Here is a 24110-nt window from a genome sequence, read left to right on the forward strand (position 1 = left end):
GCTTGGACGGCGGCGGCGTAGAAGGAGTTGGCGTACCCGGAATTGGTGAGGTTCCAGAGGTAGAGGAAGGCGCTCGCGATCACGAGGCCGAAGGCCGAGGGGCGCACCCAGCGCGGCTGGTCCTTGCCGAAGGCGAGGCGCTCAAGCCGAGGCGGGGGAGAGCCGGGGTGGGACGGGCGACGGCGGGTGGCGCCGTCGTCGTTCGCCGCGCTTGGTGGCGTGGTCGCCTGGGTGTCGGGGGCGATGGAAGTGGTCACGGTCTGGCCTTTCGGTCGGAAGTCTAAGGGTGTTGGGCGCGGCGCGTCACGCGCGCCGGCGGAACACCCAGAGTCGGAAGAGCAGGAACTTGACCGCCGTCGCGGCGAGATTGGCAAGGGTGAGGATCGTGAGCTCGATCCACTGGCCCGGATTCGGGACCGAGTTCATCCAGAGGAGGGCGCCGGCTGTGAGGGCCCAGCCGATCGCGAAGACGATGAGCCCCTCTGCGTGGTGGCGGGCCAGCCGCGCGGCACCGAGGACGCCGAAGGTGAAACGCCGGTTCGCGGCCGTGTTGGCGACTGCGGTGATCAGGAGCGCCACGAAGTTCGCCGCCTGGGCGCCCATGAAGACCCGGCCGAGGAGATACAGCGCCGCGTACGCGAGGGTCGACGCCACGCCGATCGCCCCGAAGCGGACCAGCTGGCCGAAGAGGCTCTGCCGCCGCCCCGCCTCCTCTGCGCGCTCACCGGCCGGGAGCGGGCCGCGGGCCATTGCCGCCTGGAGCTGCGCGAGGGGGATCCGGCCGCGGGCCATGTCCGTGGTCATGCGGTACATGCCGCGCAGGTCCTCGAGGGCGGTGCGCACGATGTCGACCTTCGAGTTCGGATCGTCCGTCCAGTCCACTGGGACCTCGGCGCAGCGCAGCCCGCAGCGCTCGGCGAGCACCAGCAGCTCCGTATCGAAGAACCACGCCTTGTCCAGGGTATGGGGGAGGAGCTGCTGGGCCACGTCCGCACGGATCGCCTTGAAGCCGCACTGCGCGTCGCTGAACCGGGCGCCCATGAGCGAGTGGAGCAGGAAGTTGTACGAACGCGAGACGAATTCGCGCTTCGGGCCCCGGACCACGCGCGACGAGCGGGACAGGCGCGTCCCGATCGCCAGATCTGAGTGCCCCGAGACCAGCGGCGCCACCAGCGGGGCGAGCGCGTTGAGGTCGGTCGAGAGGTCCACGTCCATGTACGCGAGGATCGGGGAATCCGAGGCAAGCCACACCCGCCGCAGCGCATTCCCGCGGCCCTTCTCGTCGAGGTGCACCGCCCGCACGTTCTCCAGCTCCCGGGCCAGCCGCTCCGCAACCCGCAGCGTCGAATCTGTGGACGCGTTGTCCGCGATCGTGATGCGGTACGTGTGCTGGAACTGGGTGGCGAGGTATTCGTCGAGCCTGCGAACGCACGGCTCGAGGTCCTGCTCCTCGTTGTAGACCGGCACCGTCACGTCGAGGAGCGGGATGCCGGCCCGGCGGAAGGTCTGGAGGTCGAGTGCCGTGCCCGGCCGCAGGAAGGGACTGACGACGGCGGAGCCCGCCGGAGCGGCAGACTCGCCGAAGTCCTCGGGGGCCGCGAGGGCTTGGGAGGCGGGATCCGTGAGCGTCATGCTTCGACTTTGCTGTCCCGGCTTGTGCTCGGATTAGAGCGAAGCTGTGCCGCCGCTGTGACCCTCGCCCCCACCCCCGTTTCGGGTACACCAACTCCCCGTTCTGAGCGTTTCGGGAGCGCCAACTCATCGGCTTTTTGCGTTTCGGGTACAGGTACTCACGAGAGGTACCAGAGCCGCGGGCCGAGGCAGGTGAGTTGGCGTACCCGAGAGGGCAGTGGAGGTGTGTTGGCGAACCCGAAACGGGTGGGAGGATTCGGGTGAGGTCGAATCCTTATAGCTTGTCGGTGGGCAGTCCTAGAGTTGGTTCGTGACTCGCCGAACCTGGACATTGTTTGCGGCAATGAGCCTCATCTGGGGCGTCCCCTACCTTCTGATCAGCGAAGCGGTCGCGGAGGTGAGTCCCGCCGTCGTCGTCTTCGCGCGAACGGCGATTGGCGCCGTCGTCCTCCTGCCGTTCGCGTGGCGGCAGCTGCGGGTGGTGTGGGAGCATCGATGGCCCGTGCTGGCGTTCGCGCTGCTCGAGATGGTGGGGCCCTGGTTCCTGCTCAGCGATGCCGAGCGGCATCTGTCGAGCTCGCTTGCAGGGCTGCTCATCGCGTTCGCGCCGGTGCTGGCGCTCGTGATGGCGCGGGTGATCGGGCTCGAGCGGAAGATCGGTGGACTCCGGATCATCGGCCTCGTGCTTGCGGTCGCCGGCGTAGCGGCTCTGGGCGGGGGCGGGATGGAGTCCTCTGGCGCTTGGCCGGTCGTCGAGATGCTGTTCGTCGCGGTCGGTTACGCGATTGCGCCGCAGGTCGCCGCGCTCAAACTGGGCGACGTGCCGGCACTGCCCATGACTGCCGTCTGCCTCACGGTCGCAGCCCTTATCTCCGCGCCGTTCGCTGCTGCGACGTGGCCCGCCTCGCTGCCGTCGGCCACTGCGGTGGGGTCGCTCGTGCTGCTTGGCCTGCTCTGCACGGCACTCGCGTTCCTGCTGTTCTTCCGCCTCATCGCCGAGGCGGGCCCCGCGCGGGCGACGGCAATCGCGTACGTGAACCCCGTCGTCGCCCTTGCGCTCGGCGTCAGCCTGCGCGGCGAGCCGATCACGCTCCTCATCGCGGCGGGTGCCGTGCTCGTGCTGGCGGGGACGTTCCTCGCGACGCGCCGCTCTGCACACGACGCGGAGCCAGCGCTCGAAGTGGGGGCGACGCCAGGCGGCTCTTCGCCCGGGTGAGCCTGACGGGGGGAGTTGGCGTACCCGAAACGCCCTGGTGGGGCAGTATCTGTACCCGAAACGTTAGGCGGGGAGGTAGACCGCGAACTCGGTGCGCCCCGGCCGCGAGCTGAGCTCCACGGATCCGCCGTGGGCATCCACGATCGCCTGGACGATCGAAAGCCCGAGCCCCGTTGACCCCTCTGTTCCGGTCCGTGCCTTGTCGGCGCGGGTGAAGCGCGCGAACACCTTCTTCTGCAGCTCGGGCGGAACGCCGGGGCCGGTATCGGTCACGGTGATCACGGCCTCGCCGGTGGCGGAACGGGAGACCCCCGTGGTGATGGTCGTCCCGGGATCGGTGTGCTTTCGCGCGTTCGAGAGCAGATTGACCATGACCTGGTGCAGGCGGGCGCCGTCGGCCTTGACCTCAACGGGTTCCTCCGGAAGGTCGAGGCGCCACTGGTGGTCGGGCGCGATGACCTTCTGGTCGGACACCGTCTCCACGACGAGCTGTGTCAGGTCGACAGGCGCAAGCTTGAGCGGCTGGCCCTCGTCGAGCCGCGCGAGGGTCAGGAGGTCTTCGACGAGCCGGCTCATGCGCAGCGACTGCGTCTCGACCCGACCGAGCGACTCGCTGCCCTGCGGGGAGAGCTTCTCCGTCATCTTGAGCATGTCGGTGTAGCCGCGGATCGCGGTGAGCGGGGTACGCAGCTCGTGCGACGCGTCGGCGACGAACTGGCGCACCTTCATCTCCGACTCCTGCCGCGCGTGAAGCGCCCCGGACACGTTGTCCAGCATGCGGTTGAGCGCGTGGCCCACATTGCCCACTTCGGTGCCGGGGTGAGCGGCCGACGGCGGTACCCGCATCGCGAGGGCCACCTCGCCGGCGTCGAGGGGCAGCTGGGCGACCTTCGCGGCAACAGACGAGACCTGGTCCAGCGGCTGCAGCGTCCGGCGAATGATGTACGTTCCCACGAGGCCGATGAGCACGAGCCCGCCGAGGGACACGATGACGGTGGTCAGGACGAGCTGCTCGAGCGCGCTGTCCTTCGCGGCGAGGGGCAGTCCCGTGAGGATGACGTCCCCTGACGCGGTCTTGGTGGCCATGATGCGGTAGTGGCCCACGGTGAGGTGGCGGTCCACGGGCACGGTGGCCGGTTGCTGCCCGGACTGAAGCTCGGGCGACTGCGCGATGGAGACGAGTGCCGCAACATCGGAGTGCTGCAAGTCAACACGCTTGCCTTCGGGGCTCCTGAGCCCCGCGAGCACCATCGTGTTGCCTTGCAGGCGGGCGCTCAGCGTCCCGGCACCCTGGCCGGGGGCATCGAGGGGATCCGGACGCGGCTGGTTGCCCGTCGGCGCCTGACTGATGCTGCCGTATTCGGCCGCTCGGTGGCTCGCCTGGAAGAGCTGTGTATCGACCTGCTGGGTGAGGAAGGTGTCCATCGAGGCGTAGAGCACCGAGCCGACCACGGAACAGATCGCGACGAGGAGCAACATCGTCGCGAGAACGAGCTTGGTGCGCAGATGCCAGGCATTCGGGTCCGCCCAGTGGCGCCGCGGCCGCGGAGCGGCGCCGGCCAACGTGCTCATCCCTCAGCGGGCTTGATCACGTAGCCCGCGCCGCGGACGGTGTGGATCATGGGGGCTCGGTTCGCGTCGATCTTCTTGCGCAGGTACGAGATGTAGAGCTCGACGATGTTGGCTTGGCCGCCGAAGTCGTACTGCCACACGCGATCGAGGATCTGCGCCTTGCTGATGACGCGCTTCGGGTTCTCCATGAGGTAGCGGAGGAGCTCGAACTGAGTGGCGGTGAGCTGGATGTCCTCGCCGCTGCGAGTCACCTCGCGGGTGTCCGTGTTGAGCACGAGGTCGCCCACCACAAGTTCGGCGTCGTCCTGGGCCGCGACGCCGGAGCGCTGGACGAGGCGGTGCAGCCTCAGCATGACCTCTTCCATGCTGAACGGCTTGGTCACGTAGTCGTCGCCGCCCGCGGCAAGTCCCGTGATGCGGTCCTCGACGGCGTCCTTGGCGGTCAGGAAGAGGGCGGGCACTTCGGGGAGGAACTGGCGGACGCGCTTGAGCACTTCGACGCCGTCGAAGCCGGGGATCATGACGTCCAGCACCAGAACGTCGGGACGGAAATCGCGGGCGGCCTTGACGGCTGCGGGCCCATCGGCGGCGACCTGCACGCTCCATCCCGTCATTCGCAGGCCCATGCTCATGAGTTCGGAGAGGCTCGGCTCATCGTCGACGACGAGGGCGCGGATCGGGGAGCCGTCCGGGTGGGTCAGGGCCGGGAGGTTGTTGGTCGTGTAGGGACTTGCCATGATTCCAGCCTCCTGTGGATGGGTAGTCCGAGCCTGAGTTCTTCCTGTGGGGACCCTGTGGAGGCCAGCCTAGCGCCGACGCGTTGCTCCAGCGCCGTCCCGCCCCGCCTAAGCACAGCCAGTCCAGCCGGTCGGCACAGCGGGAGCACAGGATCTCTGAGGACGCTGGACCTAACGTCACCCGCAGACCTCACAGGAGAACACGATGTCCTTCGGATCAGAGAACCAGAAACCGAATCCCCAGCAGCCAGGCCAGCAGGCTCCGTCGTTCCAGGCGCCGCCGCAGCCCACCGAGACGCTGTACCCCGCGCAGGCGCAGGGCTGGGGCGCACCCCAGCAGGGACAGCAGCCGCATCAGCAGCCGGCGCAGGGCTGGGTCGCACCCCCGCAGGGACAGCAGCCTCAGGGCTGGGGAGCCGTGCCTCCGGGAAGCCCACGCACACGCAAGGGCGCGCTCGCTCGCATGACGCCCGTCCAGAAGGGACTCGCGGCGGCCGGCGTCGCCGTCGTCATCGCAGGCGGTTCGGGTGCTGCGGTGTACGCGGTGACCAGTGCAGGCAATGCTGCCAACGCCGCGAATCAGGGCTTCGCGGGCGGCCCAGGCCGTGCCGCGGGCCAAGGCCAAGCCGGCTCGGGCGTGAACGGCGGCTTCCAAGGCGGACCCGGGAACCTGGGCCTTGGTGCCGCGGGTCAGGCTGTCCACGGCGAGTATGTGGTGCAGCGCAACGGCCAGTATGTGACGGAGCTCGAGCAGACCGGCACCATCACGTCCGTCTCGTCGGGCAAGGTCACAGTCAAGAGCGCTGACGGATTCGAGCAGTCCTACGCGATCACCTCGGACACCGCCATCGCGAGCCTCGGCGCCCGCGGGAACCGGGGACAGGGCCAGTCCCAGAGCCAGCAGGGATCGCTGAGCGCCTCGAGCCTCGCCAACGGCCAGACGGTGCGCGTCACCGCCCTCAAGGACGGCAATTCCGCCCTCAGCATCCTGGTCTCGTCGGCAACGGGCACGTCGTCCGGCACGGGCGGATCCAGCAGCTCGGGGCAGAGCAACTGACCCCTGGCCGGACTGAGCGGCTGAATTAAGAACGACGGCGCCGCCCCCCACCCGAGGGGAGCGGCGCCGTCGTGCGTGAGGGGCGAGCCGACGGGTGGTGGACACCTGAGCTTCAGACGCCTGAGCTTCTGTTCGCCATGTACATGCACAAGGCGTCGGCGTATGGTCGGGCTCTATGGGGAGGGAATTGGCGGGGCCGCTGTATCGCGTGATGCTGAAGATGGTGAGGGAGACCTCCCTCGACCGATCATCGCGGGACGCCATTGCAGCTGAGACGTGGCGCCCGGTCGTGGAGAAGCATTCGCCCGGAGGGCTGTACGTCGGGGAGCCTTGCTCCGCCTGCGACCAGCCATGGCCCTGCAAGACGCTCCACGACGTTCTCGTCGGCCTCGACTGATCTCAGCCCTCGTCCTGGGTCGGGCCGAAGACAGCCTCTTTGAACGTGTCCTTGATGGACGTCGCGACTTCCTTGACCGTCTGAACGGCATCCTCGGTCTTGTCTTTGGCGACCTTGTGAGCCACGGTCTCGACGGTCTTCTCATACCCCGTCTGAACCAAGTCCGGAAGTGTCACGCCTCTGCTGGCTTGGAGATTCAGCCGGTTCGTTGCCTCGGCGTAGCGAAGGTAGGTGTCCACGCTAGCCACGACGATGCGTGCATCGATGGCGAGCAGCTGGACGCCCAAGAGGGACACTCCAACGTACGCGTCGATGACGAGGCCCTTGTCGAGGATGACATTCAAGACGTCCGCCAGCGAACTCGAGTGAGGGCGGTCGAGGTAGCCTCCGCTGGGGGTGACGCTCATCGGATCCGGGCCTTGAAGGTTGGTGACGGCGGTGACACCTCTCGTTACCCACCCGCGGGCGTCCCGAATCCGGCGCGGGGCTGAGTTGCGAACGACGGCGCCGCTCCCCACCGAGGGGAGCGGCGCCGTCGTGCGTGTGAGCAGCGGGTTGAGTATCTGTCAGTACCAGTTGTGCGCGTAGTGGAACGCGAGCGCGTTCGAGGGGGAGCCGTAGCGGTCCTTGATGTAGCCGAGGCCCCAGTCGATCTGCGTGCGGTAGTTGGTCTGCCAGTCATCGCCGGCCGAGGACATCTTGCCGCCGGGGAGGGCCTGCGCGATGCCGTAGGCGCCGCTGCTGGAGTTCTCGGCGGTGGTGGTCCAATCCGACTCGCGGTTCCAGAGCGTGATGAGGGCCTGCATCTGGTCCTGGCCCCAGCCGAACTTGGCCAGCTGGCTCGAGGCGTAGGCCTGGGCGCCCGCCGGATCGTTGACCGGCTGCGTCTTGAGGAGCTCGGCCTTCGCGGCGGCCGCTGCTGCGGCGGCCTGCTGGTCGGCTTGGGCCTTGGAAATGGAGCCGACGGCGGTGCGGGCGAAGTCGATCTTCGCGTTCGCCGTCGCGCTGATCTGCGGCGACACGTTCTCGGGGGCCGCGGATCCCGGAGCGAGCTGACCGGCGCTGGCTGCGGCGCCGCCGCTGACGGCGGTGACGAGCCCGAGGGAGGCGGCGACGACGGCGTTGCGGTAACGACCGCTCGTCGCGTTGCCGAGGCCGGCGGTGATACGGACAAGACGGCTGGGCGGCGTCGTCGCGCGGTGACGACCGCGTTGGCGCACAGGTGTGCCCAAGGACATGGTGTTGCTCACGCAAGGAACCTCTCGTTAGCGCCTGCGAAGTTAGCTGCCGGGTTCGGATGCGAGTCATCCGGCCCCCGCCGTCATGGCGCGGGCTTCACCCCTGGCCGCTGGTCCGCACTGAGCGGGCCGTCCGCGGGCCGATGGTTCCTCCGTCTCTGCCTTCTCCTGCACTCCGGGCTGTCGGCAGAGTTCGGCGAACCACACCCGGAGCGGCACGGGAGCCCGTGCCTCGTCCACCCTAAAGCACACGCTTGCCTTTGTCACATTTGGGTAACAGCAGATCACGGGAGGGCGTCAGAAGGGGCGGTATTCTGCAGAGGAACCGTGAGGTCTGTCCACTCGAGACCCGTGATTCCGCGGGTGATCTGTCGGACCGTCCACATGGTGGACGGCCCGGAACTGCGTGAACGGCTGGGAAACGGCTCATGAGACGCCGAACAATATTCGGTGCATGGCAGGAAACAGGACCAAAAACGTGAAAAGTCACGTTCATATCTGTCTCTCATCGAATCGTGAGATCTATCACAATTATCCGTTTCGTCTCACAATCCGAGACGAGAAGCACTTTGTTACTTGCCTGTAGCCATTGTTACGGGGGACACTCGCTGATGTGAACAAGGACTCAATGGCACCTGCAACGGCGGCCCATCCCTCCGGCACCCCCGCCGGCTGGATCATGTGCTGTTGTCGAATGCATAGCTGACTGCACCATCCCAGCACCTGCCTCTTCTTCCCTGTTCAGCATTCGAAGCCGCTAGCGGCTAGTCCCACGCGAAGGTCAGCACTCCATGTCGGTTGCATCCGGATACGTCCACATCTCTGTCCGCAACGCTCAGCGCGCCCAGACGGCGCCCACGCGCCAGCCGTTCGGAGGACGGGTCACGAGCCCGTCCGATCCCTACTCCGCCCGTCCCCTTCGTCCTGTCACCGACGATTACGCCCCGATCACGGCGCCCACCCCTGTCGTCGCGCCCGGGACCGAGGCCGTCCGCTCCGTCGCCTCGGACACCGTGGCCCACGGATTCGTCCTCTACGTGGGCATCTCCGAGGAGCAGGCTGCCGCCGCCGGCACGTCCATCGCCCGGATTGCCCAGGAAATCCGCGCCTACGCCCAGAACCTCGTTCCCGGCGTCGAAAGCTACGCAGCCGTCGCGGTCGCCCCAGCTGCTGCGCAGGGGACTCCGCTCGACGTGGTGCGTTCGACGTTCGGCGACCCCACGATCGGCACCCGCCCGCGGCCCGAGCCGCGCGCCCCGCAGTCCAACGACAACCGCCCGAGCGGCGTGCTCATCGACCTCGCACGGCGCGAAGTCCACCTCGACGGCGAGTCGCTGAACCTCACGTTCAAGGAGTTCGAGCTCCTCAACTACCTCGTGGAGAACGGCACGCGCACGGTGAGCCGCGACGAGCTGCTCGAGAACCTCTGGAAGAACGCAGAGGAGATTCCGAACGAGCGGACGATCGACGTCCACATCCGACGCCTCCGCTCGAAGCTCGGCCGCCTCGCGAACACCGTCCGCACGGTCCGCGGGCAGGGCTACCGCTTCTACGAGCACCCCGAGGTCATCGTCTGGGCGGCGCCTGAGTACTCCATCTGATCGGCAACTCGACCTGAGAAGTGTCTAGGCTTGCTCCCATGAGCACGCACCACGTCAAGCGGCTGGTGGTCCTGCGCCACTCAAAGGCCGCGTGGCCCGAAGGCGTCCCCGATGTCGATCGGCCGCTTGCAGAGCGCGGTCATGCGGATGCGCCCGAGGCCGGGAAGTGGCTCCTGACGCATCGCGTGGTGCCGGACTTCATCCTGTGCTCGGTCGCGCTGCGGACGCGGCAGACCTGCACGTGGGTCTGCGGGGAACTCGGGGATCTTGCCCCGACCCCCAAGCTCGAGACCGGGCTCTACGCCGCGAGTGCCGGGCGGATCCTCGCCGTGATCAATCACGTTCCCGACACGGTGCGGACGCTTCTGGTCATCGCCCACATGCCGGGCGTCCAGGACCTCGTTTTGCGGCTCGCGTCACGCGATTCGGACCAGGACGCCTATCTCGACGCCGCCAATCACTTCCCGACCACGGGGTTGGCGGTCCTGGAGGTGGACAAGCCGTGGGCCGAGCTCGACGGCCAAGACGCCAGCCTCACCCATTTCGCCGTGCCGCGGGCCGAGAGCCGGAAGCACGGCCAGAAGCACCGGTAGGCCTGGGCGCTGCTGGCTTCGATGCGGGTGCTCTGACGGCCGGGGACTTCGGCGCGGGCGCCTTCGGGCCGGGCCGCTGCGCGCTCGGGCGCGGCGCCGCCTGCTTCCGAACCGGCTTGGACACGGGCCTGCGTCGGCGCGGCCAGGCCGACCCCACGAAGAGGATGCCCAGCGTCGCAATCGCCGCCACAACCGCGCCCATGAAGTACGGGTCTGCGTCCCGGCTCGAGACCGAGGTCACGGAGTCGGGCGCGTCGTCCCACGCAAGTCCGAGCATGCGCAGGAAGGCGAGGCTGCACCCAATCGTCGCCGCGGTCGTCACGGCTGCGGCGGCCGCTACCCAGTAGCGGTTCATCCCGAGGATCGTGTACAGGGCGCAGAGGATGAAACCCGCGAGGGCGGCAAGGGTCAGGGCGCCGAGCCATTCCTCGAGCTGCCATGCCGTGAGCGCGGCGAGGACGGCCGTCGCCGCGGCACAGCAGAGGGACGCGCGGGCACTGCGCCGCAGCGGGAGGAATCGCGAGGGGACCACGAGTCCTAGTTTTTCATTGGCCGAGCCCCACTCAGTGGCGCCCTGCCGAGCGGCCTCAGCGTTTCTCGAGCGCACCGCGGACGAGCGCGAGGACCGATTCGGCAGCCTCGTCGAGATCGCGCTGCGGATTGAACGCCGCGCGATCCATCCCGGTCACGAAAGCAGCGCCGAACAGTGCGACCGCGACTCCTCCCGGCGTGAGCCCTGCTCGGAGCGGCTGCACGGCGTCGATCCGCCGCACCGCGGCCTCGATCTCGGCAATGACCTCGGAGCGCATGTCGGACAGGAGGGCCTGCCACGCGCCGTCGGCCCTCCACTGCTCGCCGAGCCACAGGCGCACGAACGCGGGATATTCGTCGATGAACTCGAGGGCGCGGCGCACCATCCCGCGCACCTCGGCAAGGGGATCCTGCGACGGCGGGCGGCGGGCGCCGTCGTCCGCCTCGCCGAGAAGCCGGGCCATGACCAAGCCCATGCCGTAGCGCAGGAGCTGCTGGACGAGTTCCTGCTTGCTGCCGAAGTTGTAGTAGACCGTGCCCTTGGCGACGCCGGCGGCGGCCGCGATCTCGTCGACCGTCACCGCATCCGCCCCGCGCTGCCCGATGAGCTCGACGGCGGCCAGGAAGAGCCGCTGCTTGGTCGCCTCGGACCGGGCTGACCCCCGGGTGGGCGCGGGGCTCATATCGAGATCTCCGGCTGGAGGGTCTTGAGGCGCCACGTCATGTTCTTGCGGGTGCCGAGGACGTTCAGCGCCGCGCCCACGAGTGCGTACCCGACGAGCCCGGCGACGAGCGGGAGGATCCCGGAGAGGTCGCCGCCGTAGATGAGGTGCCGCATGCCGGTCACCACGTAGCTCATGGGCAGGAGCGCATGCGCGACCTGGAACGGCGCCGGCGTCATCTCCCAGGGGAACGTGCCCCCGGAGGAGACGAGCTGCAGGATCAACAGGATCAGCACCACGAACTTCCCGACCGAGCCGAGCAGCGAGACGATCCCCTGGATGATCGCGCTGAACGCGACGCCGCCGAGCATGAGGAACAGCCACATGAGCCACGGGTGGGCCGGGTGCAGTCCGAGGCCGAGGTCGACGACGGCGGTCAGTACCGTGGCCTGCGCCGCCGAGACGACGGCGAACGGGAGCCACCCGCCGATCGCGATCTTCCACGCCGGGGCGTTCGAGGCGAGGGCCCGCTTGGTCACGGGACGCATGGCCTGGGTCAGCATGAAGATGCCGACCCACATCGCGAGCGCGAGGAAGTACGGTGCGAGGCCCGCCCCGTACGTCGCGGCCTTCGCCTGCGAGACGCTGTTCACGGCGACCGGATCGGCGATGACCTGGGAGACGTTCCTCTTCTGGGCGTCGCTCGGGTTCGGGACCTTGCCCGCGCCCGTGGCGAGGCCGTCCGCGAGCTGGGCGGCGCCGTCGTGCGCCTGGGCCGCGCCCGAGGCGAGGGCTTGGGCGCCGTCGTCCGCCTGGGCCGCGCCCTCGGCGAGCTGAGCCGCGCCGGCGGCGGCGGTCTGCTCCCCAACGGCGAGCTGGGAGGCGCCGGACGCTATCTGGTGCGCTGCGCCGTCGGCCTGGCCGATGCCGGAGGCGAGGGCAGGCATGCCGTTCGCGAGCTGCCTCGCGCCGTCGGCCACTTGCTGGGAACCGGCGGCGAGCTGGGCGACCTGCCCCGCGGCCGTCGCGAGCTGGGCCGTGGCGCTCTGGGCGGAGGAGGATTGCCCGGTGGCGGTGAGCGCCGCGCCGACCTGCTGCGCCTGCGCGGGGGTCAGGGCCCCGTTGGCCACGAGCTGGGCGAGCGCGTCCGAGGTCTGCCGCTGGAGCTGCGCCTGGGCGGAATCCGCTGCGGTGACAGCACTCTGGACCTTCTGATTCAGGAGCTGGTTGCCGGCGGCGACCTGCGCCGCGCCGTCGGCGAGCTTCTGGGTGTCGGTGGGGAGCGACGCCGTCTTCCGCTGGAGAGCGTCGAGCCCCGTGGCGAGCTGGGAGGCGCCGTCTCGCAGCTGGGCTGAGCCGGCGGCGAGCTGCCGCTGGCCGTCCGCGAGCCGGGCGGCGCCCGTGCGCAACTGGGCCGTGCCTGAGGCGAGCTGGCTCGCGCCATCGGACACCTGGCCCACCCCGTCCCGCAGCTGCCCCGCGGCATCGGCGGCCTGAACCATCTGCGCGTGAATCGTCCCGTAGCCCGTGAGGAGCTGGTTCGCGGTTTCGACGCCCACCTCCTTGGCGACCGAATCGTGGACCGCCTTCGTGGCCTTGTCCACGATCGTGGACAGGAGGTAGTTGTTCGCGTCGTTCGTGGTGACGTCGAGCAATGCCTGGCGTGCGGCGTCGAAGGTCGAGGGGGAGGCGAGGTTGGCCGAGAAATCCGCGGGGATGCGCAGCGCGAACGAGTAGGTGCCGTTCCGCACGCCAGCCTCGGCGGTCTGCTGGTCGGGGACGCGCTGCCAGTCGAAGACATGGCCGTCCACGAGGCTGCTCGCAACCTTCCCGCCCACCTCGCCCCGGTCCTCGACGACGAGCGCGGCCTTGAGGTGGTCGGTGTTCGAGTACGGATCCCAGTTCGCGTAGAGGTACACCGCGCCATACAGCAGCGGCACCATTGTGAGGGCGAGGATCGCGAGCTTCGGCAGGAGGCCGGAGGTCATGCGCTGGAGTTCGGAGCGGGCGAGGCGCAGCACGGTCATGCGGGCACCTCCTCGAGGGGCTGGGCATTGCCGACGACGGCGACCCCGGCCTCCCAGCCGACCGGCACCTCTCCGACCACCGCGACGACGGCGAGCGGCCGCCCCGGGTCCGTCGCGAGCCGGTCGAGGCGCGGGAGCCAATCCTCTGCACGCCCGGAATGGCGGTCGGGGGAGTCGACCACGAGGAGTCGCACCGCCGGATCGGAGAGCGCGAGATCGGTGATGAGATCCACGCGGCGACCGGCGGGAAGCTCGTCGACCCACTCCCCGGCGACGTCCTCGAAGGCATGCACGGTCAGCCAGGACTCGGGGGTTGCCAACGCGCGGTGGCGCCGCGGCAGGAGGGAAAGGTCTTCGGCGACGAGGCCGCGCACGCTCAGATGCCGCTCGGCGTCGTTGATCCCGGAGGAGTCAACCAGGGCACTCGTTCGGCGCAGGATCTTGAGGTTCTTCTTCGCGCCTGCATCGGCGCCCCACAGCGCCGTTCCCTCGTCTGGGAGGTAGCGGCCGCTCGCAGCGAGGGCCACGGCGGTGCGCGTTTCCTGGCCGTCGGCCTGGATGAGGGTGAGCGCCCCGATCGGGGCTTCGAAGGAGGTGGGGGCCACGAGGTCGCCGTGGCGCCCCTGCACGCGGAGCTCACGAACTGAAAGCATGCTCCCAGTTTAGTAAAACTGACTGGTCAGTTCAAATTTGTCTCGCCGAGCGCCCGAGCTGTGGTCGGCGTCGGCTCCTGAGCCCCGAAGCTGCCGAGCATCGCGAGCGAATCCGCCGAGGGTGAGCCAGGCTTGGCGGTGAACACGCGAAGCGTCAGGTCCGGATCGTGCCGCGGGGCGAGGTCCTCGAAGTTGAGCTCGAGGTCTCCGACCACCGGATGCCGCATCCGCAGCACCCCTGCATGTTCGGTCACCACACGGTGGCCGGCCCACCATTGGCGGAAGTGCTCGCTGTGCACCGCGAGCTCGCCCACGAGCTGGTTCGCCTCGGGATCGTTGGGGTGACGGCCGACGTCGACCCTCAGCGCCCCCGTCGCTTCCGCGGCCACCGTCTTCCACTCCGTGAACAGCTCCTTGGCCCTTGGATCCAGGATGATCCACCGCGTGAGGTTCCGCTCCTGCAGCGGCATGCTCGGGAAGTCGGCGAGCAAGAGGAAGGCGAGCGGGTTCCCTGCGAGGACTTCGGTGCGCCGGCCCAGCACGAGGGCCGGCACGTTCCCGACGGCCTCGACGAGCTGGCGGAGCGCCGGCCGCACGTTCTGCGGCGGGAGCGGCCGTTTCGAGTTCGCGCAGTGCTCGATGAGGTCGATCATGTGGGCTCGTTCTCCGTCGTCGAGCTGGAGAGCCCGTGCGACGGAATCGAGCACCGAGCGAGACGGGTGGATATTCCGACCTTGCTCGAGGCGCGTGTAGTAGTCCGTGCTCACGCCCGCCAGATACGCGATCTCCTCGCGACGGAGGCCGGGGACTCGCCGACCCCTCGATGACGCCGCGATGCCCGCCTGCTCTGGCGAGAGGCGGGACCGCATGGCCTTGAGGAATCGGCCGAATTCAGCGCTTTGACCCATTGATCCATTCTTTCCGAGACTTCTGTGCCAATTCCACGGGAGTCCGCACTGAGGACACGGACTGGGCCTAGGACCGTGCCTAGGACACGGACTCTGCCGACGCTTCCTCGGCGGAGGCCTGAGCCGGGCGCTTGGTCGCCGGCATCGCGAGCACCGCGACGACGGTCAGCACGGTGACGACTAGCACCGCGAGGAACACAGCCGCCGAGGCTTCAACGGTCGCATGAGTATTCGACGCGCCGTTGGGCGTGCCCGCGTAGAGCGCGTTCGCCACCGCGCCGAAGACGGCGACGCCCAGCGCGCTTCCGATCGAGCGCGCAAAGAGGTTGGTCCCCGTGACTACGCCACGCTCATTCCACTCGACGCTCGATTGCGCCGAGATCAGGGTCGGGGTCGCCACGAGACCCATGCCGAGGCCGACGACGAAGCAGCTCGCCGCGACGAGAAGCAGCGTGGGCGTGTGCGAACTGAGGGCGAGCACACTGGCTCCCGTGACGGAGATCAGGATGCCGATCGTTGCGGTGTTCCGGAAGCCGATGCGCAGGTACAGGCGCCCGGACTGCGAGGCGCTGATTGGCCAGCCGATGGTCAGCGCGGCGAGGGCCAGGCCTGCGAGCACAGGGGAGACCGAGAGCGATCCCTCGAGGTACGTCGGCACGTATGAGGTGAGCCCCAGGATGATGGCGCCCACGCCGAAGGAGACGAGCGTCGTGGTCAGCAGCAGCCTGCGGGAGACGACCCACATCGGAAGGACCGGCTCCGCGGCTCGCCGCTCGGCGAAGACGAAGAGGACGAGCAGGACGGCACCGATGCCGAACACCGCGAAGCTCAGGGGGGAGTTCCAGGCCCAGGCCTGCCCGCCCTCGAGCGCACCGAGAATGAGGAGGGTCATGGCGACCGTGAGCAGAGCCGAACCGAGGTAGTCGATCCGATGCCGGGAGCGCTCGATGTTCTCGTGGAACGTCCGGATGAGCATCCATCCGGCGAGGATGCACAGCGGGACGTTGATGAAGAAGATGCCGCGCCAGATCCCGAGAGACGCGAAGACTCCGCCGAGTGTGGGGCCGACGACGGACGAGATGGCCCACACGCTGGCGAGGTAGCCCTGGACCTTCGCGCGCTCGGTCAGCGAATAGATGTCGCCGGCGATCGTGATCGCCATCGGCTGGACGGCACCGGCCCCCAGCCCCTGCAGCACGCGGAAGGCGATGAGCGCGGGCATGGTCAGCGCCAGGCCGCAAAGGATCGAGCCGAGCAGGAAGAGCCCGATGCCGGCCAGCACGATGGGCTTTCGCCCGACCATGTCGGAGAGCTTCGCGTACACGGGCACCGAGACGGCCTGGGCGAGCATGTAGGCGGAGAACAGCCAGGGGAACGAGGAGAAGCCGCCCACATCATGCACGATGGAGGGGACCGCGGTGGCAACGATCGTCGAATCGATCGCGACCAGGCCCGTGGTGAGCATGAGCGCGATGAGGATGGGGCCTCGTTCTGAGCGGAAACCTACTGAGTCAGCCTTCGTCGTCGTCACACGAGGCGTTAACCTCCGGAGCGCGCGAATTAGTCCCGTGGAATCCCGCGAAGGTAGGACTGTCACTCCTAGGAAGAGCAGAGGGTGCCTCCCAGGCTGACATGGCTCCCTCTTCTTCGTAGCGTTGAAACGTATTCCCTGGTCGCGTGGGCGATCGAACCGAAGGAGGGGCAACCATGCCAGACATCACGATTCCGTCGCTGACCCTCAACAACGGCGTCGACATCCCGCAGCTCGGCTTCGGGGTGTTCCAGGTCCCGCCGGAGGACACCCAGCGCGTGGTCGAGGCCGCCCTCGAGGTCGGCTACCGGCACCTCGACACCGCCGCCGCATACCGCAACGAGGCCGGAGTCGGCGCGGCGATCGCTGCGGCCGGCATCCCTCGCGAGGAGCTCTTCGTCACCACGAAGCTGCGCAACGGCGAGCAGGGAAAGCCGTTCGAGGCGTTCGAGGACAGCCGACGGGCTCTCGGCCTGGACTACGTCGACCTGTACCTCATCCACTGGCCGGTGCCCTCGCTGGGCCTGTTCGTCTCGGCGTGGCAGGCGATGGAGAAGCTCCTCGCGAATGAACTGGTCCGCTCGATCGGCGTCTCCAACTTCCTGCCCGAGCATCTCGACACGCTCCTTGTCTCGGCCGAGGTCACCCCGGCAGTCAACCAAATCGAGCTCCACCCGACGTTCCAGCAGCGCGAGCTGGCAAGCCTGTGCCGCGAGAAGGGGATCGCCGTCGAGGCGTACAGCCCCCTCGGCCAGGGCACCGACCTGAACGCCGAGGCCGTCGAGGCCATCGCCGCCGCGCACGGGTCGACTCCCGCGCAGGTGGTGCTCGCGTGGCATCTCAGCCAGGGGACGATCGTCATTCCGAAGACGGCGAACGCCGACCGCATGGCCGAGAACTTCGCAGCCGCCGCTCTCGGCCTCACCCCGAGCGAGGTCGAGCAGATCGGTCGCCTCGACTCCGGCCACCGGATCGGCAGCGATCCGGCCACCGCCTCCCACACCCAGCTCTGACACCAGGAGAACCCATGCCTACCGCACGCGCCTACGCCGCTCCCTCCGCGACCGAACCCCTCGCCCCGACGACGATCGAGCGGCGCGACCCCGGCCCCCACGAGGTCCTCATCGCCATCAAGTACGCAGGCATCTGCCACTCCGACATCCACACCGCCCGTGGCGAGTGGGGCGCCATCTCCTACCCGATCGTGACCGGCCACGAGATCGCCGGCGTCGTGGAGGCGATCGGCAGCGAGGTGACGAAGTACGCCGTCGGCGACCGGGTCGGCGTCGGCTGCTTCGTGGACTCCTGCCGGGAATGCGTCAATTGCCGCGCGGGGGAGGAGCAGTACTGCCTCAAGGGCGAGATCGGCACCTACAACGCGATCGGCCGTGACGGAAAGCCGACGGCGGGCGGGTACAGCACCCACATCACCGTCGAGGAGGATTACGTCCTCCGCATCCCGGACGCGCTCGACCTCGACGTGGCCGCCCCGCTCCTGTGCGCAGGGATCACCCTCTATTCGCCGCTGAAGACCTGGGAGGCCGGGCCGGGCAAGCAGGTCGCGATCGTCGGCATGGGCGGGCTCGGGCACATGGGCGTGAAGATCGCCCACGCCCTCGGCGCCGAGGTCTCGGTCATCAGCCAGTCACTGAAGAAGCAGGACGACGCCTTCCGGCTGGGCGCCGACCACTACTACGCGAGCTCCGACGAGAGCACCTTCGAGGACCTCAAGGGGCGCTTCGACCTCATCGTGAGCACCGTCTCCTCGGACCTCGACCTCAACGCGTACCTTGGCCTGCTCGCCCTCGACGGGACCTTCGTCGCCGCCGGCCTGCCCGAGAACGCCATGAGCTTCAGCCCCGGCTCGCTTGTCGGCTTCCGGCGCCGGCTGGCCGGGACGAAGAACGGCGGCATCCGTCAGACGCAGGAGATGCTCGACTTCTGCGCCGAGCACGGGCTCGGAGCGGAGATCGAGGTCATTCCCGCCGAGAAGATCAACGAGGCCTGGGACCGCGTCGTCGGGAGCGACGTCCGCTACCGCTTCGTCATCGACACGTCGACGATCTGAGGGCTTAGAGGCTTGAGAGGGCTCAAAGCCCGTAGGCCTCCAGGAAGCGAAGCCAGACTTCACTCACCGTGGGGAAGGCTGGGATCGCGTGCCAGAGGCGCTCGAGGGTGACTTCGCCGGTGATCGCGATCGTCGCGGACTGCAGCAGCTCCGCGACGTCCGGCCCGGCGAAGCACGCACCCACCAGCGTCTGGCGGTCCTCGTCCACGAGGAAGCGCGCCCATCCCTCGTAGTCAACCGCGTGCTGCCACGCGCCGGCCACAGCGATGCGAAGGTCGACGGCCCGGACGCGGATCCCATGCTCCCAGGCCTCTTCTTCCGTGAGCCCCACCATCGCGGCCTCGGGGTCGGTGAACATGGCCCGGGGGACGGCGAGCTCGTCGGCGGTGCGCGCGTGCCGGCTCCAGCGCGAGGGGCGACCGTCGAGTTCGCCGCGCGAGCGGGCAACGATCACGTCGCCGGTGATCCGCGCCTGGTACTTGCCCTGATGCGTGAGCATCGCCCGGCCGCAGCAGTCGCCGACCGCGTAGAGCCACGAGTTCCCCAGGACGAGCCCCGTCTCGTCGACGCGCAGGGACGCGGGTTCGATGCCGAACGCGGGCAGCCCCAGCCCATCGAGGGCCGGCCGCCGCCCTGCGGCAACCAGCACCTTGGCGACCTCCAGCGTTCGTCCGTCGGGAAGCGTGAGGTGGGCTCCGCCGTCGTCCGTTGACTCGACGAGCTCCGGCGATACGCCTTCGAGGATCTCCACCCCGTCGCCGGTGAGGCCGGCGCGCACGAGCTCGCGCGCGTCCTCGGGGAAGGCGCTCAGGAATGTGCCCCGTGCCAGCAGCGTGACGCGTGAACCCAGCCGTGCGAACGCCTGCGCGAGCTCCGAGCCCGCGACGCCCGCGCCGAGGATCGCGAGGCTTTCCGGGACCTCGCGGGTGCTCGTGGCGTCCGCCGTCGTCCAGTAGGGCACGCGGTCGAGCCCGGGAACTTTGGGGACCGAGGGGGTGGAGCCGGTGGCGAGGACGACGGCGTGGCGCGCCGCGAGCGCGAAATGGTTGCCGGAGGAGTCCGCGACACTCACGCGCTTTGCGCCGGTGAGGCGAGCCCGGCCGCGGACGAGGGTGATGCCGGCTCCGTCGACCCACTCAACCTGGGATTCGTCGTCCCAGCTGTTGACGGCCTCGGTGCGATGCTCAAGCACGGCGTGGACGTCGAGGTCGCCCGTGACCGCCTCCCGCGCGCCGGGAACCCGCCGGGCCGCGTGCAGCGCGGTCCCTGGGCGCAGGAGGGCCTTCGAGGGCTCGCAGGCCCAATAGGAACAGGCGCCGCCAACGAGATCGCTTTCGATGAGGGCCGCCGTGAGGCCGCCCTTCACGATGCGGTCCGCCGCGTTCTCACCGGCCGCACCTGCGCCGATCACCAGGACGTCGTACTCGCTCTCCACCCCACCGATGCTACGGGAGCGCCGCTAGCCTTGCCGGGCCTTGAGACGCGGGTTCTTCTTGTTGATAACGAAGATCCTGCCCCGCCGCCTGACCAGCTGGGACCCCGGCTGGTTCTTGAGGGACCGGATCGATGTGCGCACCTTCATGGGAGCTCCTTCTCAGTAATGTGAAACATTCTCGTTAAGGAGCTGCCGTGGCGGAATATTCCCGGTCCCTAAACCGCGGCCCCACTCGTATGCGGTGCGGGGTCGTGCCGCAGGTATTCACGGCGGAAGCGGCCCGTGCCGGCGGTCAGCGCGCGCAGCTCGACGGCGTAGCGAATGAGCTCGACGTCGGGCACTTCGGCATTGATCTCCGACGTCCCCTCGCCGGCGGAGGTGGTCCCCGTGACACGCCCGCGTCGCGAGGAGAGATCGCTCAGCACCGTGCCAACATAGTCGTCCGGCACCTCGATCGTCACCGACGAGACGGGTTCGAGGAGCTGGATCTTCGTAGCGGCGGCCGCCTCCCGGAGCGCCAGGGCGCCTGCAGCCTGGAAGGCCGCGTCCGAGGAATCGACGCTGTGGGCCTTTCCGCCCACGAGGGTCACGCGGATGTCCACCACCGGGAAGCCCGCGGAGACGCCCTTCTGCATCTGCGCCCGCACGCCCTTTTCGATCGAGGGGATGAACGTGTTCGGAATGACGCCGCCCACGGTCTTGTCGATGAATTCGAAGCCCCCGCCGCGCTCGAGCGGCTCGACCTCGATGTCGCAGATCGCGTACTGCCCGTGGCCACCGGACTGCTTGACGTACCGGCCGTGTCCGGGCGCGGGCGCACCGAAGGTCTCCCGGAGCGGAGTGATCACCTCGACCGTCTGGAGCTTGGTCCCCTGCTCCCGGAGGCGCTCGAGCACCACGTCAGCGTGCGCTTCGCCCATGCACCACAGCACGAGCTGGTGCGTCTCGGGATTCCGCTCGACCCGGAGGGTCGGATCGCCCGCCGCGACGCGGGCGAGGTTCTTTGCGAGGGCGTCCTCGTCGCCGTGCGAGGCCGCTTCGACGGCCACGGGCATGAGCGGCTCGGGCATGTCCCAGGGACCGACGAGGAGGGGCTGGTCCTTGGAGGAGATGGTGTCGCCGGTCTCGGCCGCGGCGAGCTTGGCGACGGCGCAGATGTCGCCGGCAACGGCGGTGGGCACCGCGCGGAGGGTCGAGCCGAAGGGGGAGTACAGGCGGGCGACGCGCTCGTCGCTGTCGTGGTCGGGGTGGCCGCGCTCCGCGAGCCCGTGTCCGCCCACATGGACCGCCGTGTCGTCCCGAAGCGTCCCGGAGAAGATCCGCACCAGGCACACGCGGCCCAGGAACGGGTCGACGGTGGTGCGGACCACCTCGCCCACGAGGGGGCCGTCCGGATCGCACTTCAGCTTCTTGACCGGCTCGCCGTTGAGGTCGGTGATGGGCGGCACCGCGTGCTCTGCCGGCGACGGGAAGCCCCTCGTGAGCACCTCGAGCAGCTCGGCCGTGCCCACACCGGTTGTGGCCGCCGTCGGCACCACGGGGAAGAAGGAGCCGCGCGCCACAGCCTTCTCGAGGTCGCCGATCACCACGTCGAGGCTGATCTCCTCGCCGCCCAGATACCGATCCATGAGGGTCTCATCCTCGCTCTCCGCGATGATCCCCTCGAGGAGCTCGCCGCGGGCCGTTTCCCAGTCGGCCAGCTCCTCCGGGGTCCCGGGCCGCATGGTGGGCTGCAGCTCGCCCTCGGGATATTCCGAGACATTGCCAGTGAGGAGCCCGATCAGGCCGGTGACACCGCCCTCGCCGAGCGAGGGAACGTAGAGCGGAAGCACCGACTCCCCGAACGCGCTCTGGCACTGGGCGAGGACGCCGCTGTAGTCGGCACGCGGGTGGTCCAGGCGGCTGATGACGACGGCGCGCGGCATCCCCACCCGTTCGCATTCCTCCCAGAGCGCCGTGGTGGCGGCGTCAACGCCGTCGACCGCTGAGACCACGAACAGCGCGCCGTCCGCCGCCCGCAGCCCCGCGCGCAGCTCGCCCACGAAGTCCGCGTAGCCGGGGGTGTCGAGGAGGTTCACCTTGATTTCGCCGACAACGACGGGCGCCACCGAGAGCGCGACGGAGCGCTGCTGATGCACTGCGGCGGGATCGGAGTCGCCGACCGTGGTGCCGTCCACGATGGACCCCATGCGGTTGATCGCCCCGGTCGAAGCGAGGACGGCCTCGAGCATCATCGTCTTGCCCGCTCCCGAATGGCCCACGAGCACCACGTTCCGGATGAGTTCGGAGCGGTCCACGGTGGGCGCGGAGCTTGCGGCGTCGGTCCGTTTGACCTCAGATCCTGAGCGGGCCGCGCTCTTCGCCGAGCCGTTCGTACTTTTGACCGACATAACCACCTCCGGGTCGCGAACGTCCATTCTGAACCTCGCCTGAGGTGTGAATCGGGCCACAGGCGATTCAGGCCTTAATACTGTCCCCTCCACCCCCGCTGCGGCGAGCAGTGACGCCTTCGAGCTTGGTACTGATCCTGTGGGCTTCCTCCATGAGCAGTCGCCCGAGGAAGGGCTGCCGCTCGGGGCGGAATCGCGGTTCGATTCCGGTCAGCGATACGGCGCCGGCGGCGTTGCCGCGCCCGTCGAAGACGGCGGCCCCCATGCCCCAGCTCCCCTCGAGGACCAGTCCTGGGTTCACCGAATAGCCGCGCAGCTTGGTTTCCTCGAGTTGGCGCCGGACCGTGGCCTCAGTGTGTCCCGCCGCGAATTCCCCGGCGTGCTCATCCCATCGATCCAACAGGTTCTCCTTCTGCGCTTCCGGCAGGAAGGCGAGGATCGCGGTGCCGGCTGAGGCCACGCCGAGCGGAAAGCGGACGCCTTCGCGGAGGACGAAGGAGCGGACCGGGAAGCTGCCCTCCTCGCGGAGCACGCAGACGGTCTCGTTGCCGCGCAGCACACTGTAGAAGGCGCTCTCCCCGGATTCCTGGGCGAGCCGCCGCAGGCTCGGGCGCGCGAGCTCCTCGAACGGGAAGCGGGCGGCGGCTGCCGAGCCCAGCAGGAACAGTTCGGTTCCGAGGACCCAGTTGCCGAAGGAGTCGACGTCGAGGAGGCCCTCCGCGGCGAGGGAAGAGAGGATCCGGTGCGCCGTGGGCCGCGTGAGCCCCGACTCGCGGACGACCCGGGCCGTCGATGCGCCGGCAGGTCTGCTCCCGACAATCCGCAGGATGCGGGCGACGCGCCCCACCAGCTGGGCACCCTGGACGGCTTTGGGTTCGGTCACGCGGTTCCACCTCCGAAATCTCTCCACATTGTGGACGCACTGCGGAGGCATGTCCACACTGTGCGGAATACGGGAGGAGAGGTATTGCCACTAAGTCCTGCAATTCCTAGCCTCGTTCAAGAACGAGCCGTGTCCACAAAGTGGTGACAGGAAAAGGTGAAACATGGGCAAGCTGAAGGATAGGGCTGGAGAGATCCTCGCTGGAGTGCTGCGCGACGGTGCCACGGTGGCGGTCGGCGGGTTCGGGCTCAGTGGGATTCCGGCTGACCTGATCGAGGCCGTCCGGGAAACGGGCGCGCGGAATCTGACGGTGGTCTCGAACAACATGGGCGTGGACGGGAAGGGCCTGGGGATTCTGCTCGAGTCGGGGCAGGTACGAAAGGTGGTGGCCTCGTACGTCGGGGAGAACAAGCTGTTCGCGCAGCAGTACCTGGCCGGGGAGCTCGAGGTCGAGTTCGTCCCGCAGGGCACGCTCGCTGAGCGGCTCCGCGCGGGCGGCGCGGGGATTCCGGCCTTCTACACCCGCACCGGAGTGGGGACTGTGGTGGCCGAGGGCAAGCCCCATGAGTCGTTCGACGGCGAGCTGTACGTGCAGGAGCGCGGGATCGTGGCCGACGTCGCGCTTGTCCACGCCCACACCGCGGACACTGAAGGCAATCTCGTGTACCGGTACACCGCCCGGAACTTCAACCCGGTGGTCGCCACGGCGGGCCGGGTGACGATCGCCGAGGCCGAGGTGATCGTCGCCCCCGGAGAGATCGACCCGAACCACATCATCACGCCCGGCGTCTTCGTCCAGCATCTCGTGCAGGCGCGGCCGCGAGTGAAGGATATCGAGCAGCGCACCGTCCGGCCCCGGCCCGTGTCCGCGCACGTCTAATTCCGTTGCGGGGGGGGCGGGGGGGCCCGCGGGGGGGGGGCGGCCGGGGCCGGCGGGCGCGCCCCCCACAAAGCAAATATGGGGGGGCGGCGGGGGGCG

22 protein-coding genes, 1 pseudogene and 1 riboswitch are annotated in these 24110 nt (G+C 68.9%); of the genes and pseudogenes, 7 read left to right on the plus strand and 16 right to left on the minus strand.

The window, feature by feature from the left end; translation table 11 throughout:
- Positions 1–257 (minus strand): annotated as a pseudogene (locus ACTHL9_RS11340) (glycosyl transferase); the annotation flags it as partial.
- 46 nt (positions 258–303) lie between these two features.
- Positions 304–1632 (minus strand): glycosyltransferase, encoded by a 1329-nt coding sequence (locus ACTHL9_RS11345; RefSeq protein WP_440519157.1) that lies wholly within the window; start codon positions 1630–1632, stop codon positions 304–306.
- A 310-nt stretch (positions 1633–1942) separates the two neighbouring features.
- Here ACTHL9_RS11345 and ACTHL9_RS11350 point away from each other — a divergent pair, with 310 nt between their 5' ends.
- Positions 1943–2848 carry a DMT family transporter gene (locus ACTHL9_RS11350; RefSeq protein WP_440519159.1) on the plus strand — a complete coding sequence of 302 codons (906 nt, stop codon included), beginning with the start codon at positions 1943–1945 and terminating at the stop codon, positions 2846–2848.
- Between the two features lie 63 nt (positions 2849–2911).
- Here the strand turns inward: ACTHL9_RS11350 and ACTHL9_RS11355 are convergent, their stop codons facing one another.
- Together ACTHL9_RS11355 and ACTHL9_RS11360 are read right to left on the minus strand one after the other, a co-directional pair.
- The gene (locus ACTHL9_RS11355) at positions 2912–4420 is read right to left on the minus strand and encodes a HAMP domain-containing sensor histidine kinase (RefSeq protein ID WP_440519161.1); all 1509 of its coding nucleotides are present in this window, start codon (positions 4418–4420) and stop codon (positions 2912–2914) included.
- The gene (locus tag ACTHL9_RS11360) at positions 4417–5157 is read right to left on the minus strand and encodes a response regulator transcription factor (protein ID WP_440519163.1); all 741 of its coding nucleotides are present in this window, start codon (positions 5155–5157) and stop codon (positions 4417–4419) included. Before ACTHL9_RS11360 ends, ACTHL9_RS11355 begins: the two co-directional genes overlap by 4 nt.
- Positions 5158–5362: 205 nt before the next feature.
- On the opposite strand from ACTHL9_RS11360, the gene ACTHL9_RS11365 reads away from it, so the two are divergent.
- A complete protein-coding gene (locus tag ACTHL9_RS11365) occupies positions 5363–6214 on the plus strand; it encodes a hypothetical protein (protein WP_440519165.1) in 852 nt (283 codons plus the stop codon).
- Between the two features lie 399 nt (positions 6215–6613).
- Here ACTHL9_RS11365 and gvpJ read toward each other — a convergent pair whose 3' ends face one another.
- Positions 6614–7018 (minus strand): gas vesicle protein GvpJ, encoded by a 405-nt coding sequence (gene gvpJ, locus ACTHL9_RS11370; RefSeq protein WP_440519167.1) that lies wholly within the window; start codon positions 7016–7018, stop codon positions 6614–6616.
- A 159-nt stretch (positions 7019–7177) separates the two neighbouring features.
- Positions 7178–7861 (minus strand): hypothetical protein, encoded by a 684-nt coding sequence (locus ACTHL9_RS11375; protein ID WP_440519168.1) that lies wholly within the window; start codon positions 7859–7861, stop codon positions 7178–7180.
- A gap of 4 nt (positions 7862–7865) precedes the next feature.
- Positions 7866–8058, minus strand: a riboswitch (cyclic di-AMP (ydaO/yuaA leader).
- A gap of 582 nt (positions 8059–8640) precedes the next feature.
- On the opposite strand from ACTHL9_RS11375, the gene ACTHL9_RS11380 reads away from it, so the two are divergent.
- Entirely contained in the window at positions 8641–9450 is an 810-nt protein-coding gene (locus tag ACTHL9_RS11380) for a winged helix-turn-helix domain-containing protein (protein ID WP_440519170.1), read from the plus strand.
- Positions 9451–9488: 38 nt separating this feature from the next.
- A complete protein-coding gene (locus tag ACTHL9_RS11385) occupies positions 9489–10043 on the plus strand; it encodes a SixA phosphatase family protein (RefSeq protein ID WP_440519172.1) in 555 nt (184 codons plus the stop codon).
- Here the strand turns inward: ACTHL9_RS11385 and ACTHL9_RS11390 are convergent.
- From ACTHL9_RS11390 to ACTHL9_RS11415, 6 genes are all read right to left on the minus strand, one after another.
- Positions 9985–10575 carry a hypothetical protein gene (locus ACTHL9_RS11390; RefSeq protein ID WP_440519174.1) on the minus strand — a complete coding sequence of 197 codons (591 nt, stop codon included), beginning with the start codon at positions 10573–10575 and terminating at the stop codon, positions 9985–9987. The genes ACTHL9_RS11385 and ACTHL9_RS11390 overlap by 59 nt on opposite strands.
- A 55-nt stretch (positions 10576–10630) precedes the next feature.
- Positions 10631–11257, minus strand: a complete 627-nt coding sequence (locus ACTHL9_RS11395) for a TetR/AcrR family transcriptional regulator (protein ID WP_440519175.1) — start codon at positions 11255–11257, stop codon at positions 10631–10633.
- A complete protein-coding gene (locus ACTHL9_RS11400; protein ID WP_440519177.1) occupies positions 11254–13263 on the minus strand; it encodes a YhgE/Pip family protein in 2010 nt (669 codons plus the stop codon). Before ACTHL9_RS11400 ends, ACTHL9_RS11395 begins: the two co-directional genes overlap by 4 nt.
- On the minus strand, positions 13260–13916 hold the full coding sequence (locus ACTHL9_RS11405; RefSeq protein WP_440519178.1) for an ABC transporter ATP-binding protein: 657 nt from the start codon (positions 13914–13916) through the stop codon (positions 13260–13262). The genes ACTHL9_RS11400 and ACTHL9_RS11405 overlap by 4 nt, the downstream gene beginning before the upstream one ends.
- A 26-nt stretch (positions 13917–13942) precedes the next feature.
- Positions 13943–14824 carry a helix-turn-helix transcriptional regulator gene (locus tag ACTHL9_RS11410; protein ID WP_440519179.1) on the minus strand — a complete coding sequence of 294 codons (882 nt, stop codon included), beginning with the start codon at positions 14822–14824 and terminating at the stop codon, positions 13943–13945.
- Between the two features lie 79 nt (positions 14825–14903).
- Positions 14904–16355 carry an MFS transporter gene (locus tag ACTHL9_RS11415; protein ID WP_440519180.1) on the minus strand — a complete coding sequence of 484 codons (1452 nt, stop codon included), beginning with the start codon at positions 16353–16355 and terminating at the stop codon, positions 14904–14906.
- A gap of 176 nt (positions 16356–16531) precedes the next feature.
- Here ACTHL9_RS11415 and ACTHL9_RS11420 point away from each other — a divergent pair, with 176 nt between their 5' ends.
- Together ACTHL9_RS11420 and ACTHL9_RS11425 are read left to right on the plus strand one after the other, a co-directional pair.
- Complete coding sequence (locus ACTHL9_RS11420; RefSeq protein ID WP_440519181.1) at positions 16532–17368, plus strand: aldo/keto reductase; 837 nt, start codon at positions 16532–16534, stop codon at positions 17366–17368.
- A gap of 14 nt (positions 17369–17382) precedes the next feature.
- Positions 17383–18423 (plus strand): NAD(P)-dependent alcohol dehydrogenase, encoded by a 1041-nt coding sequence (locus ACTHL9_RS11425; RefSeq protein ID WP_440519183.1) that lies wholly within the window; start codon positions 17383–17385, stop codon positions 18421–18423.
- Between the two features lie 22 nt (positions 18424–18445).
- On the opposite strand, the gene ACTHL9_RS11430 is transcribed toward ACTHL9_RS11425, so the two are convergent.
- The 4 genes from ACTHL9_RS11430 to ACTHL9_RS11445 all read right to left on the minus strand — a co-directional run bounded on the left by ACTHL9_RS11430 (position 18446) and on the right by ACTHL9_RS11445 (position 23131).
- Positions 18446–19858, minus strand: a complete 1413-nt coding sequence (locus ACTHL9_RS11430) for a dihydrolipoyl dehydrogenase family protein (protein ID WP_440519185.1) — start codon at positions 19856–19858, stop codon at positions 18446–18448.
- Between the two features lie 24 nt (positions 19859–19882).
- Positions 19883–20005: a type B 50S ribosomal protein L36 gene (ykgO, locus tag ACTHL9_RS11435; protein WP_440519187.1), complete on the minus strand. Its 123-nt coding sequence runs from the start codon at positions 20003–20005 to the stop codon at positions 19883–19885.
- 68 nt (positions 20006–20073) lie between these two features.
- Positions 20074–22248, minus strand: a complete 2175-nt coding sequence (locus ACTHL9_RS11440) for an elongation factor G-like protein EF-G2 (protein ID WP_440519189.1) — start codon at positions 22246–22248, stop codon at positions 20074–20076.
- 67 nt (positions 22249–22315) lie between these two features.
- Positions 22316–23131 carry an IclR family transcriptional regulator gene (locus tag ACTHL9_RS11445; protein WP_440519190.1) on the minus strand — a complete coding sequence of 272 codons (816 nt, stop codon included), beginning with the start codon at positions 23129–23131 and terminating at the stop codon, positions 22316–22318.
- A 163-nt stretch (positions 23132–23294) separates the two neighbouring features.
- On the opposite strand from ACTHL9_RS11445, the gene ACTHL9_RS11450 reads away from it, so the two are divergent.
- Positions 23295–24011, plus strand: a complete 717-nt coding sequence (locus tag ACTHL9_RS11450) for a CoA transferase subunit A (protein ID WP_440519191.1) — start codon at positions 23295–23297, stop codon at positions 24009–24011.
- The last annotated feature ends 99 nt before the right edge of the window (positions 24012–24110 follow it).

Origin of the sequence: Sinomonas sp. (assembly GCF_051955515.1) — a bacterium.
In the GTDB taxonomy this organism is placed as follows: domain Bacteria; phylum Actinomycetota; class Actinomycetes; order Actinomycetales; family Micrococcaceae; genus Sinomonas.

Excerpts from the sequence above, each read along its gene's own strand:
- ACTHL9_RS11405 (WP_440519178.1), bottom strand. The coding sequence starts at position 13,916 with ATGCTTTCAGTTCGTGAGCTCCGCGTGCAGGGGCGCCACGGCGACCTC.
- ACTHL9_RS11425 (WP_440519183.1), top strand. The coding sequence starts at position 17,383 with ATGCCTACCGCACGCGCCTACGCCGCTCCCTCCGCGACCGAACCCCTC.
- ACTHL9_RS11420 (WP_440519181.1), top strand. The coding sequence starts at position 16,532 with ATGCCAGACATCACGATTCCGTCGCTGACCCTCAACAACGGCGTCGAC.
- ACTHL9_RS11360 (WP_440519163.1), bottom strand. The coding sequence starts at position 5,157 with ATGGCAAGTCCCTACACGACCAACAACCTCCCGGCCCTGACCCACCCG.
- gvpJ (WP_440519167.1), bottom strand. The coding sequence starts at position 7,018 with ATGAGCGTCACCCCCAGCGGAGGCTACCTCGACCGCCCTCACTCGAGT.
- ACTHL9_RS11345 (WP_440519157.1), bottom strand. The coding sequence starts at position 1,632 with ATGACGCTCACGGATCCCGCCTCCCAAGCCCTCGCGGCCCCCGAGGAC.
- ACTHL9_RS11380 (WP_440519170.1), top strand. The coding sequence starts at position 8,641 with ATGTCGGTTGCATCCGGATACGTCCACATCTCTGTCCGCAACGCTCAG.
- ACTHL9_RS11355 (WP_440519161.1), bottom strand. The coding sequence starts at position 4,420 with ATGAGCACGTTGGCCGGCGCCGCTCCGCGGCCGCGGCGCCACTGGGCG.
- ykgO (WP_440519187.1), bottom strand. The coding sequence starts at position 20,005 with ATGAAGGTGCGCACATCGATCCGGTCCCTCAAGAACCAGCCGGGGTCC.
- ACTHL9_RS11400 (WP_440519177.1), bottom strand. The coding sequence starts at position 13,263 with ATGACCGTGCTGCGCCTCGCCCGCTCCGAACTCCAGCGCATGACCTCC.
- ACTHL9_RS11450 (WP_440519191.1), top strand. The coding sequence starts at position 23,295 with ATGGGCAAGCTGAAGGATAGGGCTGGAGAGATCCTCGCTGGAGTGCTG.
- ACTHL9_RS11365 (WP_440519165.1), top strand. The coding sequence starts at position 5,363 with ATGTCCTTCGGATCAGAGAACCAGAAACCGAATCCCCAGCAGCCAGGC.
- ACTHL9_RS11385 (WP_440519172.1), top strand. The coding sequence starts at position 9,489 with ATGAGCACGCACCACGTCAAGCGGCTGGTGGTCCTGCGCCACTCAAAG.
- ACTHL9_RS11395 (WP_440519175.1), bottom strand. The coding sequence starts at position 11,257 with ATGAGCCCCGCGCCCACCCGGGGGTCAGCCCGGTCCGAGGCGACCAAG.
- ACTHL9_RS11440 (WP_440519189.1), bottom strand. The coding sequence starts at position 22,248 with ATGTCGGTCAAAAGTACGAACGGCTCGGCGAAGAGCGCGGCCCGCTCA.
- ACTHL9_RS11410 (WP_440519179.1), bottom strand. The coding sequence starts at position 14,824 with ATGGGTCAAAGCGCTGAATTCGGCCGATTCCTCAAGGCCATGCGGTCC.